This window comes from Lentzea fradiae (genome assembly GCF_900100955.1).
Taxonomy (GTDB): domain Bacteria; phylum Actinomycetota; class Actinomycetes; order Mycobacteriales; family Pseudonocardiaceae; genus Lentzea; species Lentzea fradiae.
Window position 1 is genome coordinate 1 of record NZ_FNCC01000027.1, and the last position, 18116, is coordinate 18116.

At 70.0% G+C, this 18116-nt stretch carries 16 protein-coding genes; 5 read left to right on the forward strand and 11 right to left on the reverse strand.

Annotation, left to right across the window (positions count from 1 at the left end; all coding sequences use genetic code 11):
- Nucleotides 1–144: 144 nt before the first annotated feature.
- The 3 genes from rsmG to BLT23_RS38440 all read left to right on the forward strand — a co-directional run bounded on the left by rsmG (nucleotide 145) and on the right by BLT23_RS38440 (nucleotide 2896).
- Nucleotides 145–792 carry a 16S rRNA (guanine(527)-N(7))-methyltransferase RsmG gene (gene rsmG / locus BLT23_RS38430; protein WP_090060179.1) on the forward strand — a complete coding sequence of 216 codons (648 nt, stop codon included), beginning with the start codon at nucleotides 145–147 and terminating at the stop codon, nucleotides 790–792.
- Between the two features lie 254 nt (nucleotides 793–1046).
- Nucleotides 1047–1922 carry a ParA family protein gene (locus BLT23_RS38435; protein WP_090060090.1) on the forward strand — a complete coding sequence of 292 codons (876 nt, stop codon included), beginning with the start codon at nucleotides 1047–1049 and terminating at the stop codon, nucleotides 1920–1922.
- On the forward strand, nucleotides 1919–2896 hold the full coding sequence (locus BLT23_RS38440) for a ParB/RepB/Spo0J family partition protein (RefSeq protein ID WP_090060093.1): 978 nt from the start codon (nucleotides 1919–1921) through the stop codon (nucleotides 2894–2896). Before BLT23_RS38435 ends, BLT23_RS38440 begins: the two co-directional genes overlap by 4 nt.
- Nucleotides 2897–3007: 111 nt before the next feature.
- Here the strand turns inward: BLT23_RS38440 and BLT23_RS38445 are convergent, their stop codons facing one another.
- Nucleotides 3008–3952, reverse strand: a complete 945-nt coding sequence (locus BLT23_RS38445; protein WP_090060095.1) for a D-alanine--D-alanine ligase family protein — start codon at nucleotides 3950–3952, stop codon at nucleotides 3008–3010.
- Nucleotides 3953–3968: 16 nt separating this feature from the next.
- On the reverse strand, nucleotides 3969–5285 hold the full coding sequence (locus tag BLT23_RS38450; RefSeq protein ID WP_090060098.1) for an aminotransferase-like domain-containing protein: 1317 nt from the start codon (nucleotides 5283–5285) through the stop codon (nucleotides 3969–3971).
- A 133-nt stretch (nucleotides 5286–5418) separates the two neighbouring features.
- On the opposite strand from BLT23_RS38450, the gene BLT23_RS38455 reads away from it, so the two are divergent.
- Nucleotides 5419–6051, forward strand: coding sequence for a GNAT family N-acetyltransferase (locus BLT23_RS38455; protein ID WP_090060181.1), 633 nt, complete (start codon nucleotides 5419–5421; stop codon nucleotides 6049–6051).
- 94 nt (nucleotides 6052–6145) lie between these two features.
- Here BLT23_RS38455 and BLT23_RS38460 read toward each other — a convergent pair whose 3' ends face one another.
- The 9 genes from BLT23_RS38460 to BLT23_RS38500 form a co-directional block, all read right to left on the reverse strand.
- Complete coding sequence (locus BLT23_RS38460; protein ID WP_090060100.1) at nucleotides 6146–7285, reverse strand: N-acetylmuramoyl-L-alanine amidase; 1140 nt, start codon at nucleotides 7283–7285, stop codon at nucleotides 6146–6148.
- A 220-nt stretch (nucleotides 7286–7505) separates the two neighbouring features.
- Nucleotides 7506–7835 carry a thioredoxin gene (trxA, locus tag BLT23_RS38465; protein WP_090060103.1) on the reverse strand — a complete coding sequence of 110 codons (330 nt, stop codon included), beginning with the start codon at nucleotides 7833–7835 and terminating at the stop codon, nucleotides 7506–7508.
- A gap of 35 nt (nucleotides 7836–7870) precedes the next feature.
- Nucleotides 7871–8851 (reverse strand): thioredoxin-disulfide reductase, encoded by a 981-nt coding sequence (gene trxB, locus BLT23_RS38470; protein WP_090060106.1) that lies wholly within the window; start codon nucleotides 8849–8851, stop codon nucleotides 7871–7873.
- Nucleotides 8852–8929: 78 nt separating this feature from the next.
- A complete protein-coding gene (locus tag BLT23_RS38475; protein ID WP_090060109.1) occupies nucleotides 8930–9673 on the reverse strand; it encodes a hypothetical protein in 744 nt (247 codons plus the stop codon).
- Nucleotides 9670–10287 carry an RNA polymerase sigma factor SigM gene (gene sigM / locus BLT23_RS38480; RefSeq protein WP_090060183.1) on the reverse strand — a complete coding sequence of 206 codons (618 nt, stop codon included), beginning with the start codon at nucleotides 10285–10287 and terminating at the stop codon, nucleotides 9670–9672. The genes BLT23_RS38475 and sigM overlap by 4 nt, the downstream gene beginning before the upstream one ends.
- 262 nt (nucleotides 10288–10549) lie before the next feature.
- Nucleotides 10550–12064: a protein kinase family protein gene (locus tag BLT23_RS38485; protein WP_090060111.1), complete on the reverse strand. Its 1515-nt coding sequence runs from the start codon at nucleotides 12062–12064 to the stop codon at nucleotides 10550–10552.
- A gap of 37 nt (nucleotides 12065–12101) precedes the next feature.
- A complete protein-coding gene (gene murJ / locus BLT23_RS38490; protein WP_245744580.1) occupies nucleotides 12102–13745 on the reverse strand; it encodes a murein biosynthesis integral membrane protein MurJ in 1644 nt (547 codons plus the stop codon).
- On the reverse strand, nucleotides 13742–16042 hold the full coding sequence (locus tag BLT23_RS38495; RefSeq protein ID WP_090060117.1) for a DUF6049 family protein: 2301 nt from the start codon (nucleotides 16040–16042) through the stop codon (nucleotides 13742–13744). The genes murJ and BLT23_RS38495 overlap by 4 nt, the downstream gene beginning before the upstream one ends.
- The gene (locus BLT23_RS38500) at nucleotides 16039–16554 is read right to left on the reverse strand and encodes an NUDIX hydrolase (protein WP_090060119.1); all 516 of its coding nucleotides are present in this window, start codon (nucleotides 16552–16554) and stop codon (nucleotides 16039–16041) included. Before BLT23_RS38500 ends, BLT23_RS38495 begins: the two co-directional genes overlap by 4 nt.
- 42 nt (nucleotides 16555–16596) lie before the next feature.
- Here BLT23_RS38500 and BLT23_RS38505 point away from each other — a divergent pair, with 42 nt between their 5' ends.
- The gene (locus tag BLT23_RS38505; RefSeq protein WP_090060121.1) at nucleotides 16597–18033 is read left to right on the forward strand and encodes a CCA tRNA nucleotidyltransferase; all 1437 of its coding nucleotides are present in this window, start codon (nucleotides 16597–16599) and stop codon (nucleotides 18031–18033) included.
- Nucleotides 18034–18116: the final 83 nt, after the last annotated feature.

The window sequence follows — 18116 nt, forward strand, 5'->3', positions numbered from 1 at the left end:
GTTTCACGTGAAACGGCGCCCAGGATTTGGCGCACCAACCGCCCCATCCGTCATGATGGTCACCTGGCATTCGCCAGCTTTTCCACCCGGCTGCCGGACTTCCGCGCCGTGTGGTTTCACGTGAAACGCTCGCGGACGGAGAACATGGCCGGGGAGTTGCCCGACAACGCGAAGCTCGTCTTCGGTGAGCACGTCGACCGTGCTGCCGAGTTCGTCAGGCTCCTGGAGGAGCACGGCGTCGAGCGTGGACTGATCGGTCCTCGCGAGGTCGACAAGATTTGGGATCGTCACGTGCTCAACTCGGCCGTGATCGAGGAGCTGTTCAGTCAGAACGAGCGGGTGGTGGACGTCGGGTCCGGCGCCGGGTTGCCGGGGGTACCCCTCGCCATCGCTCGGCCGGATCTTCGCATCACTCTTCTCGAACCCATGGCGCGTCGTGTCGCCTGGCTCGAGGAGGTGACGGAGCGGCTCGACCTCGCCAACGTGACCGTCCTGCGTGGGCGTGCGGAGGAGGGGCCGATCCGGGCTCAGCTGAAGAACTGCGACTCGGTGACGGCGCGGGCGGTGGCTCCGCTGGAGAAGCTGACGAAGTGGTGCCTGCCGCTCCTCAAGGGTGGCGGGCGGATGGTGGCGCTCAAGGGTGAGCGTGCGCAGGAAGAGCTCGACCGCGATGGCGAGGCGGTGCGGAAGGCCGGGGGCGGCAACGCTCAGGTCGTCGTGGTCGGGGCCGATGTCCTCGAAGTTCCCACGACGGTGCTCATCGTCGAACGCCAGACGCGGAGGGATCGGTGAGCGTGTACCCGGAGTTCCAGTCCGCGGATGTTCCACGTGAAACGGCGCCGCCCAGGCACGCGACCCCCGACCATCCAACTCAGAACCGCCCAGCCCAGCACCCGCCCCAGAACCACCAGACCCAGAACCACCAGACCCAGAACCAGGCGGCCCGGAACCAGGTACCTCCGAGGCACGCGACCCCGAACCACGCACCCCCGAAGCGTGCGTCCCAACCCCAAGCCAAGCCGACCAACAACGGAGATGACAGCGCCGTGGTGTGGACCCCGATTGCAGAAGAGGCGGCTCGAGCGGCAAGCGTGCTGCACCCCGACGAGTCGCTCCTCCCCCGCCCTGCCCACCGCCGGGTGATCACCGTCGCCAACCAGAAGGGTGGCGTCGGCAAGACGACGAGCACGGTGAACCTCGCCGCGGCGCTCGCGATCCACGGGCTCAAGGTGCTCGTGATCGACCTCGACCCGCAGGGCAACGCCAGCACGGCGCTCGCGGTCGAGCACCGGAGTGGGACGCCGTCCGTCTACGAGGTGCTGATCGGTGAGATGTCCATCGCCGAGGCGGCTCAGGTCAGCCCGACGTCGCCGAACCTCTACTGCGTGCCCGCGACGATCGACCTCGCCGGCGCCGAGATCGAGCTGGTGTCGATGGTGGCGCGCGAGTCGCGGCTGAAGGAGGCGCTCTCCCCCGAGGCGCTCGACCAGCTGCAGCCCGACTACGTCTTCATCGACTGCCCGCCGAGCCTCGGGCTGCTGACCGTCAACGCGATGGTCGCCGCGCTGGAGGTGCTGATCCCCATCCAGTGCGAGTACTACGCGCTGGAGGGTCTGAGCCAGCTGCTGCGCAACATCGAGCTGGTGCAGCAGCACCTCAACCCGGACCTCTCGATCTCCACGATCCTCCTCACGATGTACGACGGCCGCACGAAGCTCGCGGACCAGGTGACGAGTGAGGTGCGCGGTCACTTCGGCGACGTGGCGCTGAGGACCGTGATCCCGCGCAGCGTGAAGGTCTCCGAGGCGCCGGGCTTCGGGCAGACGGTCTTGACCTACGATCCGGGTTCGAGGGGATCGATGAGCTACCTCGACGCAGCCAAGGAGATCGCGGTGCGCGGGGCGCGGAGGGAAGGCGCATGACGGAACAGCGCAAGGGTGGGCTCGGGCGCGGTCTCGCCGCACTCATCCCCCAGGGGCCGCCTGCCGGTGCGCCCGCTGCCGTCCGCACGGCCGCGGTGCCCGCCAGGTCGGCGGTGGCCCAGGCGGCCCAGGTGACGCAGCCGATGAACGAGGTCGCGGGAGCTGTCTACCGGGAGATCCCGGTGACCGCGATCAAGACGAACCCGAAGCAGCCGCGTCAGGTGTTCGACCCGGATGCGATCAACGAGCTCTCGTTCTCCATCAAGGAGTTCGGGCTCATGCAGCCGATCGTGGTGCGCGAGCTGACCGCCGACACCTACGAGCTCGTCATGGGCGAGCGGCGGTGGCGGGCCACGCAGCAGGCCGGGCTCAAGACGATCCCGGCGATCGTGCGGCAGACCGCGGACGACGTGATGCTGCGGGACGCGCTGCTGGAGAACATCCACCGCGTCCAGCTGAACCCGCTCGAAGAGGCGGCGGCCTACCAGCAGCTGCTGGAGGAGTTCGGTGTCACGCACGAGGAGCTGGCGGACCGCATCGGTCGCAGCCGGCCGGTCGTCACGAACACCATCCGGCTGCTGAAGCTCCCCCTCCCCGTCCAGCGCCGGGTCGCCGCGGGCGTGCTGAGCGCCGGGCACGCGCGGGCGCTCCTCGGGTTGGACGACGCCGGGACGCAGGAGGATCTCGCGGCACGGATCGTCGCGGAGGGCATGTCGGTCCGCGCGACCGAAGAGGCCGTCACGATCGCGAAGAACGAGAAGCCGAAAAAGGAGAAGACCGCCCCGCGCAAGCAGATCCACGCGCCGGGTCTGCAGGAGCTCGCCGAGCGCCTCTCCGACAACTTCGACACCCGCGTGAAGGTCGAGCTCGGGCAGCGGAAGGGCCGGATCGTGGTCGAGTTCGGGTCGGTTGACGATCTTGAACGCATCGTCGGCATGATCAGCCCGAACACGACAATTCGGACATCGGAGTAGGCCCATAGGATCACCCACGGGCCTTATGTCACGGTGACGATGACGCCCCGCAGCTGAAAAGCTACGGGGCGTCACCTATTTTCACGATCCGTTGGAGTGGTCGAAAACCGCTCAGCGAGCGACGGCGCGCTCGACCAAGCCGGCGTAGATCTCGCCCAGCGACTGCCCCGCCGCCTCGACGGCCATCGGCAGGAGCGACGTCTCGGTCAGCCCCGGCGACACGTTCACTTCGAGGAAGTAGACGGTGCCGTCGTCGGCCACCACCGCGTCGGTCCGCGACACGTCCCGCAGCCCGAGCAGCCGGTGCGCCGCCACCGCCAGCTCCCCGACCGCCTTGGCCGCGGTGGCGTCGAGCCGCGCCGGTGCGTGGAAGTCGGTCAGTCCGGCGGTGTACCGGGCGGTGTAGTCGTACACGCCGCTCTCCGGAACGATCTCGACAGCGGGCAGCGCCGTCGGACCGTCGGGTCCGTCGATCACCGTGACCGCCACCTCCACCCCGGAGATGAACTGCTCGGCCAGGACGGTGTCGCCGTACGCCAGGCACCCGACCATCGCCGGGGGCAGCTCCGCGGCGTCACGGACGACCTGGGCGCCCAGCGCCGACCCACCCTGGTCCGGCTTGAGCATCAACGGCAGCCCGAGCGTCGACACCATCGCGTCGAGCACGGGCCGCGCGCCCAGCTCCCGGAACGTCGCGTGCGGCAGTACGACCCACTCCGGCGTCGCGAGCCCGGCACGGGCCAGCTCGGCCTTGGCGGTCGGCTTGTCCCACGCCCGGCGGCACGCCCGCGAGTCGGTGCCGACGTACGGGACGCCGAACATCTCCAGGATCGCCTGCACCGACCCGTTCTCGCCCTCGCCGCCGTGCAGCGCGACGACGACGGCGTCCGGCCGGCTCTCCCGGAGCCGCGTCAGCAACGACGCGTCCGCGTCCCACTCCTCCACCGTGAGGCCGGCCGACCGCAGGGCGGCGGACAGCCGGCGACCCGAGCGGATCGAGACCTCGCGTTCGTGGGAGAGCCCACCGGACAGCACAGCGACCATGCGGTCAGCCACAGCACAACTCCAAGGATCAGGCGGTGTCAGGCGACGGGGTCTGCGGACCGGACAGCTGACGGCCCGGCGTCGCCCCGAACGTCTCGGCCAGCTGCATCTCTTCCTCGATGACGTTCGCCAGCCGGCGCACGCCCTCGCGGATTCGCTCCGGGGTCGGGTAGCAGTACGAGATGCGCAACTGCCGCGAACCGAACCCGTCCGCGTAGAACCCGGTGCCGGACGCGTAGGCCACGCGGGCCGTCACGGCACGGGGAAGCATCGCCTTCGTGTCGATGCCCTCCGGCACCGTCACCCAGACGTAGAAACCGCCGTCGGGGATGTTCCACGTGGAACCTTGCGGCATGTGCTGCTCCAGCGCCGAGATGGCGGCGTCACGCCGTTCCCGGTACGCCTCCCGGTACGTCTTGATCTGTCCCTTCCAGTCCTGGGTCGACAGGTACCGGGACACGACCATCTGGTTCAGCGTCGGCGGGCACAGCGTGGCCGACTCGGCGGCCAGCACCAGCTTCTCGCGGACCGCGTGCGGCGCGAGCACCCAGCCGACCCGCAGACCGGCGGCGAACGTCTTGGAGAACGACCCGAGGTACACGACGTTGTCCGGGTCCATCGACCGCAGCGCCGGGTAGGTCTGGCCGTCGAACCCGAGCAGCCCGTACGGGTTGTCCTCCACGACCAGCACCCCGTAGGTGCGGCAGATCTCCAGGATCTCGGCCCGCCGGGACACCGCCAGCGTCACACCGGCCGGGTTGTGGAAGTTCGGGATCGTGTAGAGGAACTTGACCCGCTGACCAGCGCGTTTGCAGGCTTCCAGCGCCTCGCGCAGCAGCGAGGGCACGAGCCCTTCCGCGTCCATGGCGACGTGGACGACCTGCGCCTGGTAGGCGGTGAACGACCCGAGGGCCCCCACGTACGACGGTCCCTCGGCGATCACCACGTCACCGGGGTCGCAGAAGATCCGGGTGACCATGTCGAGGCCCATCTGCGAGCCCACGGTCACGACGACGTCGTCCGGGTGGCCGTTGATGCCCTCCAGCGCCATCACGTCGCAGATCTGCTCGCGCAGCAGCGGAACGCCGTGCGCCGAGCCGTACTGCAAGGCCACCAGGCCCTCGGTGGCGACGAGCTGGCCGATCTCCGCGGACAGCGACTCCAGCGGCAGCGCGGCCAGGTGCGGCATGCCGCCGGCCAGCGAGACGACCTCGGGACGGGATGCCACCGCGAAGAGTGCCCGGATCTCCGATGCCGTCATCCCTGCCGTGCGCGCTGCGTAGCGGCGGAGGTGGGGGTCGAGGCTTCTGGGGCCCTGCTTGGCGGGCTGTCCGGGCACAGTCATGGGGACTCCTGAATGGGAATTGTCCCGAGCGAGTGTAACCGTCGTCCCGTTCAGGGCACGCGCCTTCCGGCTTCCGTCACATTCGCTTACCCTCGTATGGGTTCACTGTGTGTGTTGAGGGGTGGAGGTCGGGGTGTCCCGTCGCGTCGTGGGCGTCACGCTGGACAACCTGGAGCATCTCTCCAAGCACAGCAGGACGTGCGTTTTCTGGGAGCTGGCCCCTCACCTGCGCGAACAGGCCGAGGAGTACGGGGACACGGAGTTCGAGAAGGAAGCCTGGGTCTCCAGCGTCCTGCTCGAGTGGGGTTCCTGTGGCCGCATCATCTACTGCGACGGCATCCCCGCCGGTTCGGTCTTCTACGCACCACCGGCCGCCGTGCCGCGCAGTGCCGCCTTCCCCACCTCGCCGGTGAGCCCGGACGCGGTCCTGATGACGTCGCTCGACGTCCTCCCGGAGTTCCGCGGCGGCGGGCTGGCCCGTGTGCTCGTCCAGGCCGTGGCGAAGGACCTGACGCGTCGCGGTGTGAAGGCCATCGAGGCGTTCGGCGACATGCGCCCGGACGACGAGGGCGCGAGCTGCGTCACGCCCGCCGAGTTCCTCACGAGCGTCGGCTTCAAGACCGTGCGGCCGCACCCCCGCTGGCCCCGGTTGCGCATGGAGCTGCGCAGCTCCATCACGTGGAAGGAAGACGTCGAGGCCGCGCTGGAGCGCCTCCTCAACAGCGTCACCGTCTCCACCGCGGAACCGAGCTTCCGCCCCGTCTGACCCGCACGTCTCCCGCGTCCTTCCGGAAACGCGGGGCCCTACATTTCCTGTGAGGAAACGTAGGGCCCCGCGTTGCTTGAAAAGAGCCGGGGCGTCAGCCCTTGGACATCTCGTACCGCAGCAGGTCGTTGAACGTGAACGTGCCCGTCGGCTGGTCGTCCTTGCCGAGCAGGTACAGGCGCTTCACGGCCACGAGGATGCCCTCGGCCACGATGTCGCGGAAACCGGGCGTCGCCAGGCGGGCGCGGTCCTCGGCGTTGGTCAGGTAGCCGACCTCGACGCGGACGGCCGTGCAACGGGTGAGCCGCAGCAGGTCCCACGTCTTCGGGTGCGACCCGCAGTTCGACATCGTCGTGCGGGCGGTGACCTCGCGCTGGATGAACCCCGCGAGCGCCTCGCCGACCGTCGACGACGTGCCGTTGCCCGTGCCGTAGTGGAACGTCGCCACGCCCTGCGCGTGCGGCGACGAGTTGCCGTCGCTGTGCAGGGACAGGATCAGGTCGGCACCGGCCTCGTTCGCGAACCGGGCGCGCTCCGCCTCGTCCGGGCAGTTGTCCGGACCGCGGGTGAGCAGCGCCTCCATGCCGGTGGCGGCCATCTTGCCCTCGAGCCTGCGCGCGAGGTCCAGCATCAGGTCGGCCTCGGACAGGCCGTTGACCACGACACCGCGGTCCTGGCCGCCGTGACCGGGGTCGATGACGATGCGCTTGCCGGACAGCCTCGACCCGGCACCGCGCAGCCGCTCCTGCTCGCGCAGCAGCTGCGGACGGCCACCGCGCACCTTCGGCTGGAGCTGGCGCAACGCGCGCACCGTGTCCGGTCCGCACATGCCGTCGACGATGAGGCCGTAGTCGCGCTGGAAGTTCCTCAGCGCCTGCTCGGTCTGCTGGCCGAACACGCCGTTGGCGCGGCCGGCGTCGTACCCGAGCTCCAGCAGGCGTTCCTGCAACATCAGCACGTCGTCGCCGGTCGTCGGCTGCGACATCAGGAACGCGAGCGGGCGGTCCCCCAGCCGGAACGTCGCGTCGCGCAGCGCGCGGTAGGTCGCCGGGCCGACGATGCCGTCGATGATCAGCCCCCGCTGCTGCTGGAACGCGCGCACGGCGTGCTCGACCTGCTGGTCGAACACCGGCGGCGCCTGGGGGTCGGCCGACGGAAGGAGTCCGAGTTTGGTCAGGGTCGACCGGATCTCGGCAACATCACTTCCGACGTCCCCGCGGCGGAGCAGCTGCATGCACCCTCGCTCGACTAGGGCGCCGAACCTGGTCGGCGCGTCAGTTGGGAAGTCCTCATTGTGCCCTGCCGCTCTCAGTGATCGATGCAGGGCTACTCGCTGTCGTACCGGGATCACCCGCCCGGCATCTCGGACGAACGTGACCCGCCCGTCTTATCGATAGACGGGCGGGTCACGTTGCGCGTTGCACCCGACTTCTTCGCCGGGGTGACTTCTTTCGTCAGGCCAGGACGTCCTGCAGGTCCTTCAGCAGCGCGGCCTTGGGCTTCGCGCCGACGATCTGCTTCACCGGACGGCCGCCCTGGAACAGGATCAGCGTCGGCACGGACATGATCTGGTAGTCGCGGGCGATCGACGGGTTGGCGTCGATGTCGACCTTCGCGACCGTCAGCTTCTCGCTGTGCTCGGCCGCGATCTCCTCCAGCACCGGCGCGACCATCTTGCACGGGCCGCACCAGGTCGCCCAGAAGTCGACCAGGACGGGCTTCTCGCTGGTCAGCACGTCGTCCGCGAACGACTTGTCGGTCACCGTGACGGTGGGGCCTGCCATGTTGATCTCCCTAGAAGAGTCTCGCAGAAGGAACTTCAGTTGCTCTTGCCGTAGCCGCCACCGACGGCCTCGGCGGCGATCTCGGCCTGCTCGGTGCCGTGCTCGGCCAGCCACCGCTCCGCGTCGATCGCCGCGCTGCAGCCGGACCCGGCGGCGGTGATGGCCTGACGGTATTCGTGGTCCACGAGGTCGCCGGCGGCGAAGACGCCGTCGAGGTTCGTGTAGGAGGTCTTGCCCTTCGTCAGGACGTACCCGTTCTCGTCCAGGTCGACCTGGCCCTTCACCAGCGCCGAGCGCGGGTCGTGGCCGATCGCGAGGAAGAAACCGGTGACGGGCAGCTCGGACTCGGCGCCGGTCTGCGTGTCCTTGACCTTGATGGACGACACCGTGCCGTCACCGAGCACGTCGGTGACCTGGGTGTTCAGCTGCCACTTGATCTTGTCGTTGGAGCGGGCGCGCTCCAGCATGACCTTCGAGGCGCGGAACTCCTCGCGGCGGTGGATGATCGTCACCGACTTGGCGAAGCGGGTGAGGAACGTCGCCTCCTCCATCGCCGTGTCGCCGCCGCCGACCACCGCGATGTCGTGGTCGCGGAAGAAGAAGCCGTCGCACGTCGCGCAGGCCGACACACCGCGGCCGAGCAGCTCCTGCTCACCGGGGATGTTCAGGTAGCGGGCAGCGGCGCCCATCGCGAGGATGACCGCGCGCGCGGTGTACTCGACGCCGTTCGCGACGACCTTCTTGACCTCGCCGGTCAGGTCGACGGAGTCGACGTCCTCCGCGCGCAGCTCGGCGCCGAAGCGCTGGGCCTGCTCGCGCATCTGCTCCATGAGCTCGGGGCCCATGATGCCCTCGCGGAAGCCGGGGTAGTTCTCCACCTCGGTCGTCGTCATCAGGGCGCCGCCGTACTGCGAACCCTCGAAGACCAGGGGCTCCAGCTGCGCACGCGCGGCGTACACCGCCGCGGTGTAGCCCGCAGGCCCCGATCCGATGATGATCACGTTGCGCACGCTCACGGCCCCAGCAACTCCTCGATCTCGTCGTCTGACTGGCTCAACGGATCGTAGGTGCAGCTAATTCCGTGACATGAGCGACTACCTCGGCTTGATGGTCTCGTCCTCCAGGACGCCTTCCGGCTTGTCCGGCCCGCAGGTGTTCGGGTCCAGCACGACCAGCCGGTACTGACCCAGACCGGCGGGCAGGATCGCCATCACCGCGTCCCTGCCCTCGAGGTTGATCGGGCTGATGCCGAGCGGCTTGCCGGAGCTCGTGATGCCGCCGCCCTGCAGACAGCCGGCCAGGCGGTCGGGCGTCTCGAGCGGGCCGTAGTTCTGCGCCTTGAGCACCTCGCCGACCGCGGCGCCCAGCTCGGACTCCTTGACGGCGAGCGGTGGCTCGGCCTGAGCCGCCGAGGTGGGCTTGGGGCTGTCCTGCGCGGCGGGCGGGGTCGACTGGTCGGAACCACCGGGCGCGACGGCGAACACGATGCCGAACGCGGCGGCCGCCGCGACCAGCACGCCGCTGCCGAGGCCGAGCCTGCGGTTGCGGCGCTTGCGGGCCTCGTCGAGCGACACGACCGGCGCCACCGGCCGTGCCTCCGCGGCCAGCGCGGCGTCGATCCTGGCCGCCACGTCGGCGGGCATCGGGATCGGCGGCAGGGCGTGCAGGTCCTCCAGCGTCGCGTCCAGCGCCCACAGGATCTCGGCTGCCTCCGCGTCCGCCTCCACCCTCGGACGCAGCTGTGCGGCGACCTCAGGGGGCAGCACGCCCGCGTGCAGGTCCGCGATGAGGTCGACAGACCAAGGCGGACCCATCGGCACGCGCTCCATGCCGGTCATCGACCCTCCCACTGACGTTGCTCTTGCACATTCACACCGTCAGCTGGGACGTTCGCATCTGCGATTCGGTTCCTGAGGTGCCCGAGAACTTTGGCGAGCTTGGCGCGACCTCGCGCACACCGGCTCTTCACCGTGCCCTCCGCGATGCCGAGCAGCTTCGCCGTCTCCGCGACGGAGTAGCCCTCCACGTCGACCAGCACGATGGGCGCCCGCTGCTCCTCGGGCAGCTCCATCAGCGCCTGCTGCACCATGAGGCTGGTCTCGCGGTCGCTCATCGCGTCCCGGGGTGCGACGGGCTCGCCGGGACCTGCCTCGGGCAAGGGCACTGTCGGTCTTGTTTGTCGTCGTCTCATCCGGTCGAGGCACGCGTTCACCACGATCCGGTGAAGCCAGGTGGTGACCTGCGACTCCGCGCGGAACGAGGCCGCCGCCCGGAAGGCCGAGATGAACGCCTCCTGGAGCGCGTCCGCGGCCTCCTCGGGGTCGCGCAGCGTGCGCAGCGCCACGGCCCACATCCGGTCGCGGTGCCGTTTGACCAGCTCCGCGAACGCGTAGGGGTCACCTGCGGCGTGGGCCGAGATGAGGTCGGCGTCCGAGCTGGCTGCGGCGGTCACGGAACGCACTTTAGCGAGCGTGATCACAGTGCTTGTCGGCCGCTCCTGCGGAGCGGCGGCGAGGTCGTCGGGAAGTCGGTCATCCGGCCGAATCGCTCGCGCCGAAATGGGCTCCGCCGATTTCGGCGCGAGCGGTTGACCGGACGACCGACACGACCTCGCGTCTCCCCTCGCGGACCGACGAGACGTGCCGGGAGAAGCGAGGGCGGATGAGGGCGTGCCACGCTGCGGGCGGGTCGATGAGGCGTTCCAGCGGCCGAAGTCACTGCGCGCGGGTGTAGAGGACCTCTCGGATCTCCGACTGGTTCTTGCCGCCGCCCGAGCTCGTCAGCTGCGTGATCCAGATCAGGACGTGCCCGGTCGGCTCGTGCTCGTTCAGCTGGATCTGCGTCTGCCCGTCGGACAGGTCCGCGACCCCGACGACCTTGGTCTCCTCGATCGGCGCGTCCTGCGCGGACGCCACCCTGATCTCGACGTGCGTGCCCGCGCTGGGCGAGGTGATGGTGATCGACGCGAGCTTCACCGGCTCGGCGAACGACGCCATCAGGCCGATGCCGGGCTTGAGGGCCGGGAACTGCTGGAAGTAGTTGTCGGTCCGCCAGAACGTGGTCGCGTTCGAGTCGACCGCGCGGCTCGCCTGGTTCGCGTTGTCCGGCTGGTTCGTGACGTCGTAGACGCCGATCTGGCCCGGCTGCACCGGTCCCGCCGCCACCGGGGCCTGGACGTTCTGGCCCTCCGAGGTCGGCTGGTTGATCACCACGGTCGGGCCGCCGCCCTTGGACGGCTCGTCGCTGAAGAACCCGACGATCTGCACGCTCAGCCACACGATCACGCTCAGCGTCGCCAGTGCCAGCACGCCGACGCTGATCCACAGCTTCTTCTTCTGCTGCTTGTCCTCGCGCGGGCGCTGGGTCGTCCAGACGACCTGGTCTTCTTCCTTGTCCGGGTCGACCGGGGCGATCAGCGCCGTCTGCGCCTCCTCGGCCGCGATCTGGTCGAGGACCTGGAGGATCGCCGCGGACGTGCGGATGCCGCCCACCGACGTGTCCTCCAGCGACCGGACGGCGACCGACGACAGGTCGTGCGGCAGGTACGGGTGCAACGCGTTCGGTGCGACGACGGTGCCGTCCGGGCCCGTCGGTGCCGGCGGCACGCCCTGGGGGCCGCCCGGCAGTGCCCACCGGCCGGTGAGCAGCAGGTACAGGATGGCGCCGAGGCCCTTGACGTCGTCGCGGGCGATCGCGTCCGGGCGCGGGCCGGGGAACGCGAGCCGCAGCCTGCCGTCGGAGGTGACGCGGATGCGTTGCGGGTGGTCGGCGCCCAGCACGAGACCGGCGTGGTGCGCGCCCTCGATGGCGGCGCCGAGCGGTTCGAGCAGGCGGGTCGCGGCGCCCGCTGGCAGCGGGCCCTCCGCGATGAGGTCCATCAGGTCGGTGCCCTGGGTCCACTCGGCGACGACCATGCCGAGGATGCCCTCGTCCGGCCGGATGCCGGTGCCGGGCGTCAGCACGTCGATCACCCTGGACACGCCGGGGTGCGTGAACGACGACGCGTGCATCGCCCGTTCGACCGTCCGGCGGGCCCGCGCGGCGGCCTGGTTGTCCGCGAGGTCGCCCAGCAGCACGGTCAGCGCGACGTCGCGGTTGAGCTGGCCGTCGCGGGCGCGCCACAGCTCCGCGTTCGACCTGCCGTCGGCTCCGGACTTCGCGAGCAGCCGGTAGCGGCCATTGCCGATGACACCGCCGGGGACCAGGGCGGCGTGGACTCCGCTACTCACGGAAACCAGGTTACGGGAAGACCGTCACCGCGCGGAGTCATCGGCGCCGCACCAAACGGTTGATCTTGGCGATCGCGGGCTTCATCTCGGGTACGCGGAACGCCGCCAGAAGGCCGAACGCGAGCGGCAGACCGACCAAAGTCACCAGAACGACCTCGACCCAAGCGGCTACGACCGGGTTCGAGAAGCCGATCACGCCGAGGAGCAGCACGGCGGCACCCTTGGCGACGGCGAACGCCACCGCGGAGGCCACCACGGTCAGGCAGATGGTCCACACGGTGAAACCGGTGCGCAGCCTGCCGAGTCGGAAGCGCAGCCAGACCTGGCCGACGACGGCGCCGAACACGAAGCTCAGCGACATGGCGAGCGAGACGCCGACCGCGAGCTGCTCCGGCTCGGCGACGGCGAGGAAGAAGTAGAGCAGGCCGATCCGGACCGCCACGATGAGCGCCTGGATCAACGTCGGCGTGCGGGCGTCCTTCATCGCGTAGAACACGCGCAGCTGCAACAGCGTGATCGCGTAGGGCACCAGGCCGAACGCCGACAGCGAGAGGGCCAGGCCGACCGCCGTGCCGCCCTCCTCACCCGACCGGCCGAAGCCGAAGGCGGCGAGGCCGATGGCGACACCGGAGACCGTCATGAGCACGCTGAACGGCATCAGCAGGATGGACGACATCCGGTTGCCGAACAGCAGGTCGCGCACGATCGCGTCGTTGTCGTTGTTCGCGGCGGCACGGCTCATCTTCGGCATGAGCGCGGTCAGCAGCGAGACGCCGAGCACGCCGTAGGGCACCTGGGCGATGAGCCACTGGAAGTTGAACGCCGTCAGCGCGCCGTCGCCGTGGGTCGCGACGTTGGTCAGCACCGTCATGCTGGCGAAGCCGAGTCCGACGTAGAGCAGCACCCAGAACGCGAGGCCGCCGAACTCGGCGAGCCGCGAGTCCCAGCCGAACCGCCACTTGAACCGGAAGCCGGTCTTGCGCAGCGCCGGGATCAGCACCATCGCCTGCACGGCGACGCCGAGGGCGGTGCCCAGGCCGAGCACCAGCACGTGGGTGTCGGTCATCGAGACCGGGTTGAGCGTGATCTCGCCGGGCAGCAGCCAGTAGACGCCGAGGACCAGCATCACGACGACGTTGTTCAGCACGGGAGCCCAGGTGGGCAGGCCGAACACGTGCCGCGCGTTGAGCACGGCGCTGATCAGCGCCGTCAGGCCGTAGAACACGATGCCCGGCAGCACCAGGTAGGCGAACGCCGTGACCAGGTCCCGGTTCGCGTTCGGCGAGTCGGCGATGAACAGCGCGGTGAGCAGCGGCGCGCAGGCCACCGCGAGCACCGTGCCGACGCCGAGGATCGCCGTGCCCATGCTGATCAGCCACTGGGCGTAGGACTCGCCCCCGTCGCCGTCCTCCTTCTCGGCGCGGACCAGCAGCGGGATCGCGACGCTGGTCAGGATGCCGCCGAGGAGCAGCTCGTTGATCATCGTCGGCAGCGTCGAGGCCGCCTGGTACGAGTCGTTGAGCGTCCCGATGCCCAGTGCGGCCACCAGCAGCACCTTGGAGAGCAGGCCGGTGACGCGGCTGACGATGGTCGCGATGGCCATCGAGCCGCTGGCCCTGGCTACTGAGGGGCCTTGTTGCTGCGGCGTCCCTGGTTCGGTGGTCGTGGCTGTCTCGCTCACGCGCTCGACTTCTCCGGTGTCACGTTCTCGATGGGCGGTGCGCCGTCGTTCTCCCCGTTGCGAGCGCGGACCCGCTTGTAGATGCGCCGTCCGGAAAGCAGGACGAGCGCGATCCCGGCGAACACGGTGACGAGCACCGTGATCGTGCCGTAAGCGGACGACGACACCTCCAGCTTGACACTGTCACCCAGAGCGACGCCCTCGGGAGTGGTCAGCCGGACGTTGACCGGGAACCGGCCGGAGCGCAGCACCTCGACCGGTACCCGCACGACGCGTTCGCCGCGGGCGGGAAGCACCTGGTCGGCGAGGTCGAGCTTGCGGATGCCGGGGGTGTCGGCGAGTGCGATCCGCACGGTCACGCGCACGTCGAGCTTGTTCGTGATCGTGACGGGGATGGGGCTGTCGCCGGAGCCGAGCAGGATGGGGCTGCTGGGCGGCGTCACGCCGACCATGCCGGTGAGCGCGTTGATCTCGCGCTGGCTGATGTCCGCGGCGGAGCGGGCGCCCTGCTCGTTCGACCGCCACGCGCCCGACGTCGCGCGCAGCAGGCCGAGCCACAGCGGGTCGGCGAGGTCGGCGGGTGAGGCGTGCTCGCTGTCCTCCTGCTGCATGGCGGCGACGAGGCCGTTGAGCTGCACGCTCTGCTCGCTGACCGAGTCGGTGACGAGCGGCGAGATCTCCCGCGCGCCGGCCTCCGGCGGGTAGGTGATCTTGGCGGTCGTGACGTCCGGGGTGGCCTTGGTGAGCTCTTCCAGACCGGTCTGGGCCGCGTAGCCGCCGCCGATCAGCTTCTGGGCGGCGGAGAGGAACTCGGTCATCTCCGTCAGCGGGGCGTTCCACCGGCGCGGCGGCGTGACCAGCACGTTGCGGCCGTCGCCCTGCCAGCCGGCGCGGTAGACCAGCACCGACAGCGCGTTCTGCACGGACACCGGCTGGCTCTCGACCGGCGACGTCACGCCGGACAGCGTCCGCGGCCGGGACTCGCTGCCCTGCAGCGCGTCGGAGACCATCGAGTCGATCTTCACGGCGGTCACCGGGTGCTCGCCGCCGATGACGACGGGCGCGGTGCCGGGGGCGTCCGCGATGCCGGTCGGGTCGAGCAGCAGCGACTTCACGCCGTTGTAGCGCTGGTCCGGCTGCGGGGTGACCAGCTCGTCGAACGTCGGCTGGTCGAGCACGCCGTCCTCGGGCCACACCAGGTCGGGCACCGCCTGCACGCCCAGGACCTCCTGGATGAGCGCGGGGCCGTCGGTGACCGCGAGCGTCCGCATGGTGCCGAGCTTCGCCCTGTTCAACGCCACGAGGTCGGCGTCGGCGTACGGCAGCGACACGACGCAGCGGCCGGTGACGGCGAGCTTGAGCCGGTCGAGCCACAGCTTGGCCTCGACCTCGCCCTTGCCCTGCGCGCCGCCGCGGACGGTGTAGCCGGTGCTCATGGCCTGGACGGTGCGCAGCAGGTCGGGGTCGATGGCGAGGCACATGGCCGTGCTCATCGACCCGATGGCCTGCTCGTACGCCTGCAGCAGCCCGTACAGCCTGCCGTTGACCGAGAGGGACGCGGTGAGCTCGTCGTCGACCAGCTGCGACTGGCCCTTGCCGCCGAGGCGGACCAGGCGCGGGCGGTCGGCGACCGGCCACAGGACGGTGAGCTTCGCGGGGGCGCCGGGCTTGCCCTTGGTCTCGCCGCCGGGCACGCCGAGCACGGGCAGCAGCGTCGACAGCGCCGCGAGGCGCGCCTGGCCGCCGTAGTCCGGCCTGCCGTTGACGTTGGCGAGGATCGGGTAGATGCCGGGCTCGTCGATCCTGATCGACGTCGGGTCGGTGCCGCGCAACGGCACCTCCAGCGTGAAGTCCTGCTGCTGGCCGGGCTCGAGCGCGTCGGTGACCTGGGTGAACCTGGGCTGCACGGCCTCGGCCGCCGCCGGTTCGCGCAGCGCCTTGCGCAGGTCGTCCTCGGAGTCGAGGGACTCGCCGCGCTCCAGGCGCAGCACGATGTCGGAGACCTTGCGGTCGCCGATGTTGACGATCGACCCGCTGATCGTGACGGTGGCGGGTGAGTCGCTCGTCACGAACCGGGGGGTGAGCCGGGCTATGTCGAGCCGCAGGAACTGCGGCTGCTGCTGTCCCGGCTGGGCAGAGAGCGGCCTGGTCGCCCACACCTGGGTGGCGGGGGCGGGCAGGAACGGCATCGCGTCGATCCCGTCCGGCTGCGCCTGCTCGACGGCGCCGGCGGGCGGCGCGGTCATCACCAGGAACGCGGTGACGGCTGCTGTGCAGAAGAGCTTCCTGAGACTCACGCCGACTCCGCCCCGTTCCGGCAGCGGCCGGCGATCAGTTCGGCTGCTCGGCGGACCAGGCGGCGCTCGTCGGCATACGCGAGTCGCTCGTCCAGTTCGCCGAGTGGCACCCACGCCACCTCGGTGACCTCCACGTCTTCGTCGGAAAGCTCTCCCCCCGTCGCTTCGAGGAGGAAGTGGTGAACAGTCTTGTGCACCCGGCGGTCGTCAGCGACGAACCAGTAGTCGATCGACCCCAGCGGGCGCAGCACCCTGCTATGAATACCGGTCTCCTCGGCGACCTCGCGCACCGCGGTCTGTTCCGCGGTCTCACCGGCCTCGATGTGACCCTTCGGCAAAGACCACAGCAACCGGCCGCGCCGGTCAAGCCGGCCGATCACCGCTGCCCGCTGCTCGCCGTCGAGCACCAGGCCGCCCGCCGACGTCTCGTCGACGGTCCTGAGCCTTCGACCCCGCCGCTTCTTCCGGCGTCCCGGCTTGGGACTCCCGGATCGAGCGGCTGACGGGGACATACGGCCGATCGTACTTACGTGCGTTAAGTACGCTGGTTTCTCGTGTCTCGATCGCTCCAGGAGAATGCTGTGGTGGACCAGCCCACCATCACACCTGCCGTCGCTGAGCTCGCCGCTCGGTTCTCCGCCGCGGGCAAGCGCCTCTACCTCGTCGGTGGCAGCGTGCGCGACGCCGTGCTGGGGCGGCCGACGAACGACTTCGACCTCACCACGGACGCGCGTCCGGCCGAGATCCAGCGCCTGCTGGGCGGCTGGGCGGAGGCGCAGTGGGACACCGGCATCGCCTTCGGCACGGTCGGCGCGTCGAAGAACGGCGAGATCCTCGAGATCACGACCTTCCGCGCGGACGTCTACGACGGCGTCACCCGCAACCCCGAGGTGACCTTCGGCGACTCGATCGACGGCGACCTGGTGCGGCGCGACTTCACGGTCAACGCGATGGCGTTCGACGTGGCCGCCCGCGAGCTCGTCGACCCGACCGGGGGCCTCCAGGCGCTGCACGACGGCGTGCTGGACACGCCGGCGACCCCGCAGGAGTCGTTCGGCGACGACCCGCTGCGGATGCTGCGGGCCGCCCGGTTCGTGTCGCAGCTCGGCTTCACGGCGGCGCCGCGGGTGGTCGAGGCGATGCGGTCGATGGCGGGCGAGCTCACCCGCATCACGCCGGAGCGCGTGCAGGTCGAGCTCTCCAAGCTCCTGTGCGGCGCGCACCCGCGCCGCGGCATCGAGCTCATGGTGGAGACCGGGCTGGCCGACGTCGTGCTGCCCGAGCTCACCGCCATGAAGCTGGAAATCGACGAACACCATCAGCACAAGGACGTCTTCGACCACTCCCTGGTTGTGCTGGAGCAGGCGATCGATCTGGAGGACCCGGAACGGTCACCCGATCTGGTGCTCCGGATCGCCGCGCTCCTGCACGACGTCGGCAAGCCGGCCACGAGGCGGTTCGAGCCGGGTGGCGGCGTCTCGTTCCACCACCACGAGGTGGTCGGCGCGAAGATGGTCCGCAAGCGCTTGCGGGCGTTGCGGTTCTCGAAGGAGATCACCGAGGACGTCGCCAAGCTCGTGTACCTCCACCTGCGGTTCCACGGCTACGGCAACGGCGAGTGGACCGACTCGGCGGTGCGCCGGTACGTGACGGACGCGGGCGATCTCCTGACGCGGTTGCACAAGCTCGTCCGCGCCGACTGCACGACGAGGAACAAGCGCAAGGCGAACCTGCTGCGCCGCACGTACGACTCCCTGGAGGAGCGCATCGCGCGCATCGCGGCCGAGGAGGACCTCGCGCGCGTCCGCCCCGACCTCGACGGCAACGAGATCATGAAGCTGCTCGGCCTGCCGCCCGGTCCGCAGGTCGGCGCCGCCTGGAAGTTCCTCAAGGAGCTCCGGCTTGACAAGGGGCCGATGGAACGCGACGAGGCCGAGGCCGCGCTGTTCGAGTGGGCGCGCGAGCAGGGCATCACTCCCCCGTCTCAGTGACGCCCGGTGATGGCGTGACATCGCCGCGTTAGCGAAATGTCAGCGCCGCCGGGCACCATGAGCACGGGCTCAAGGGGGGTGGT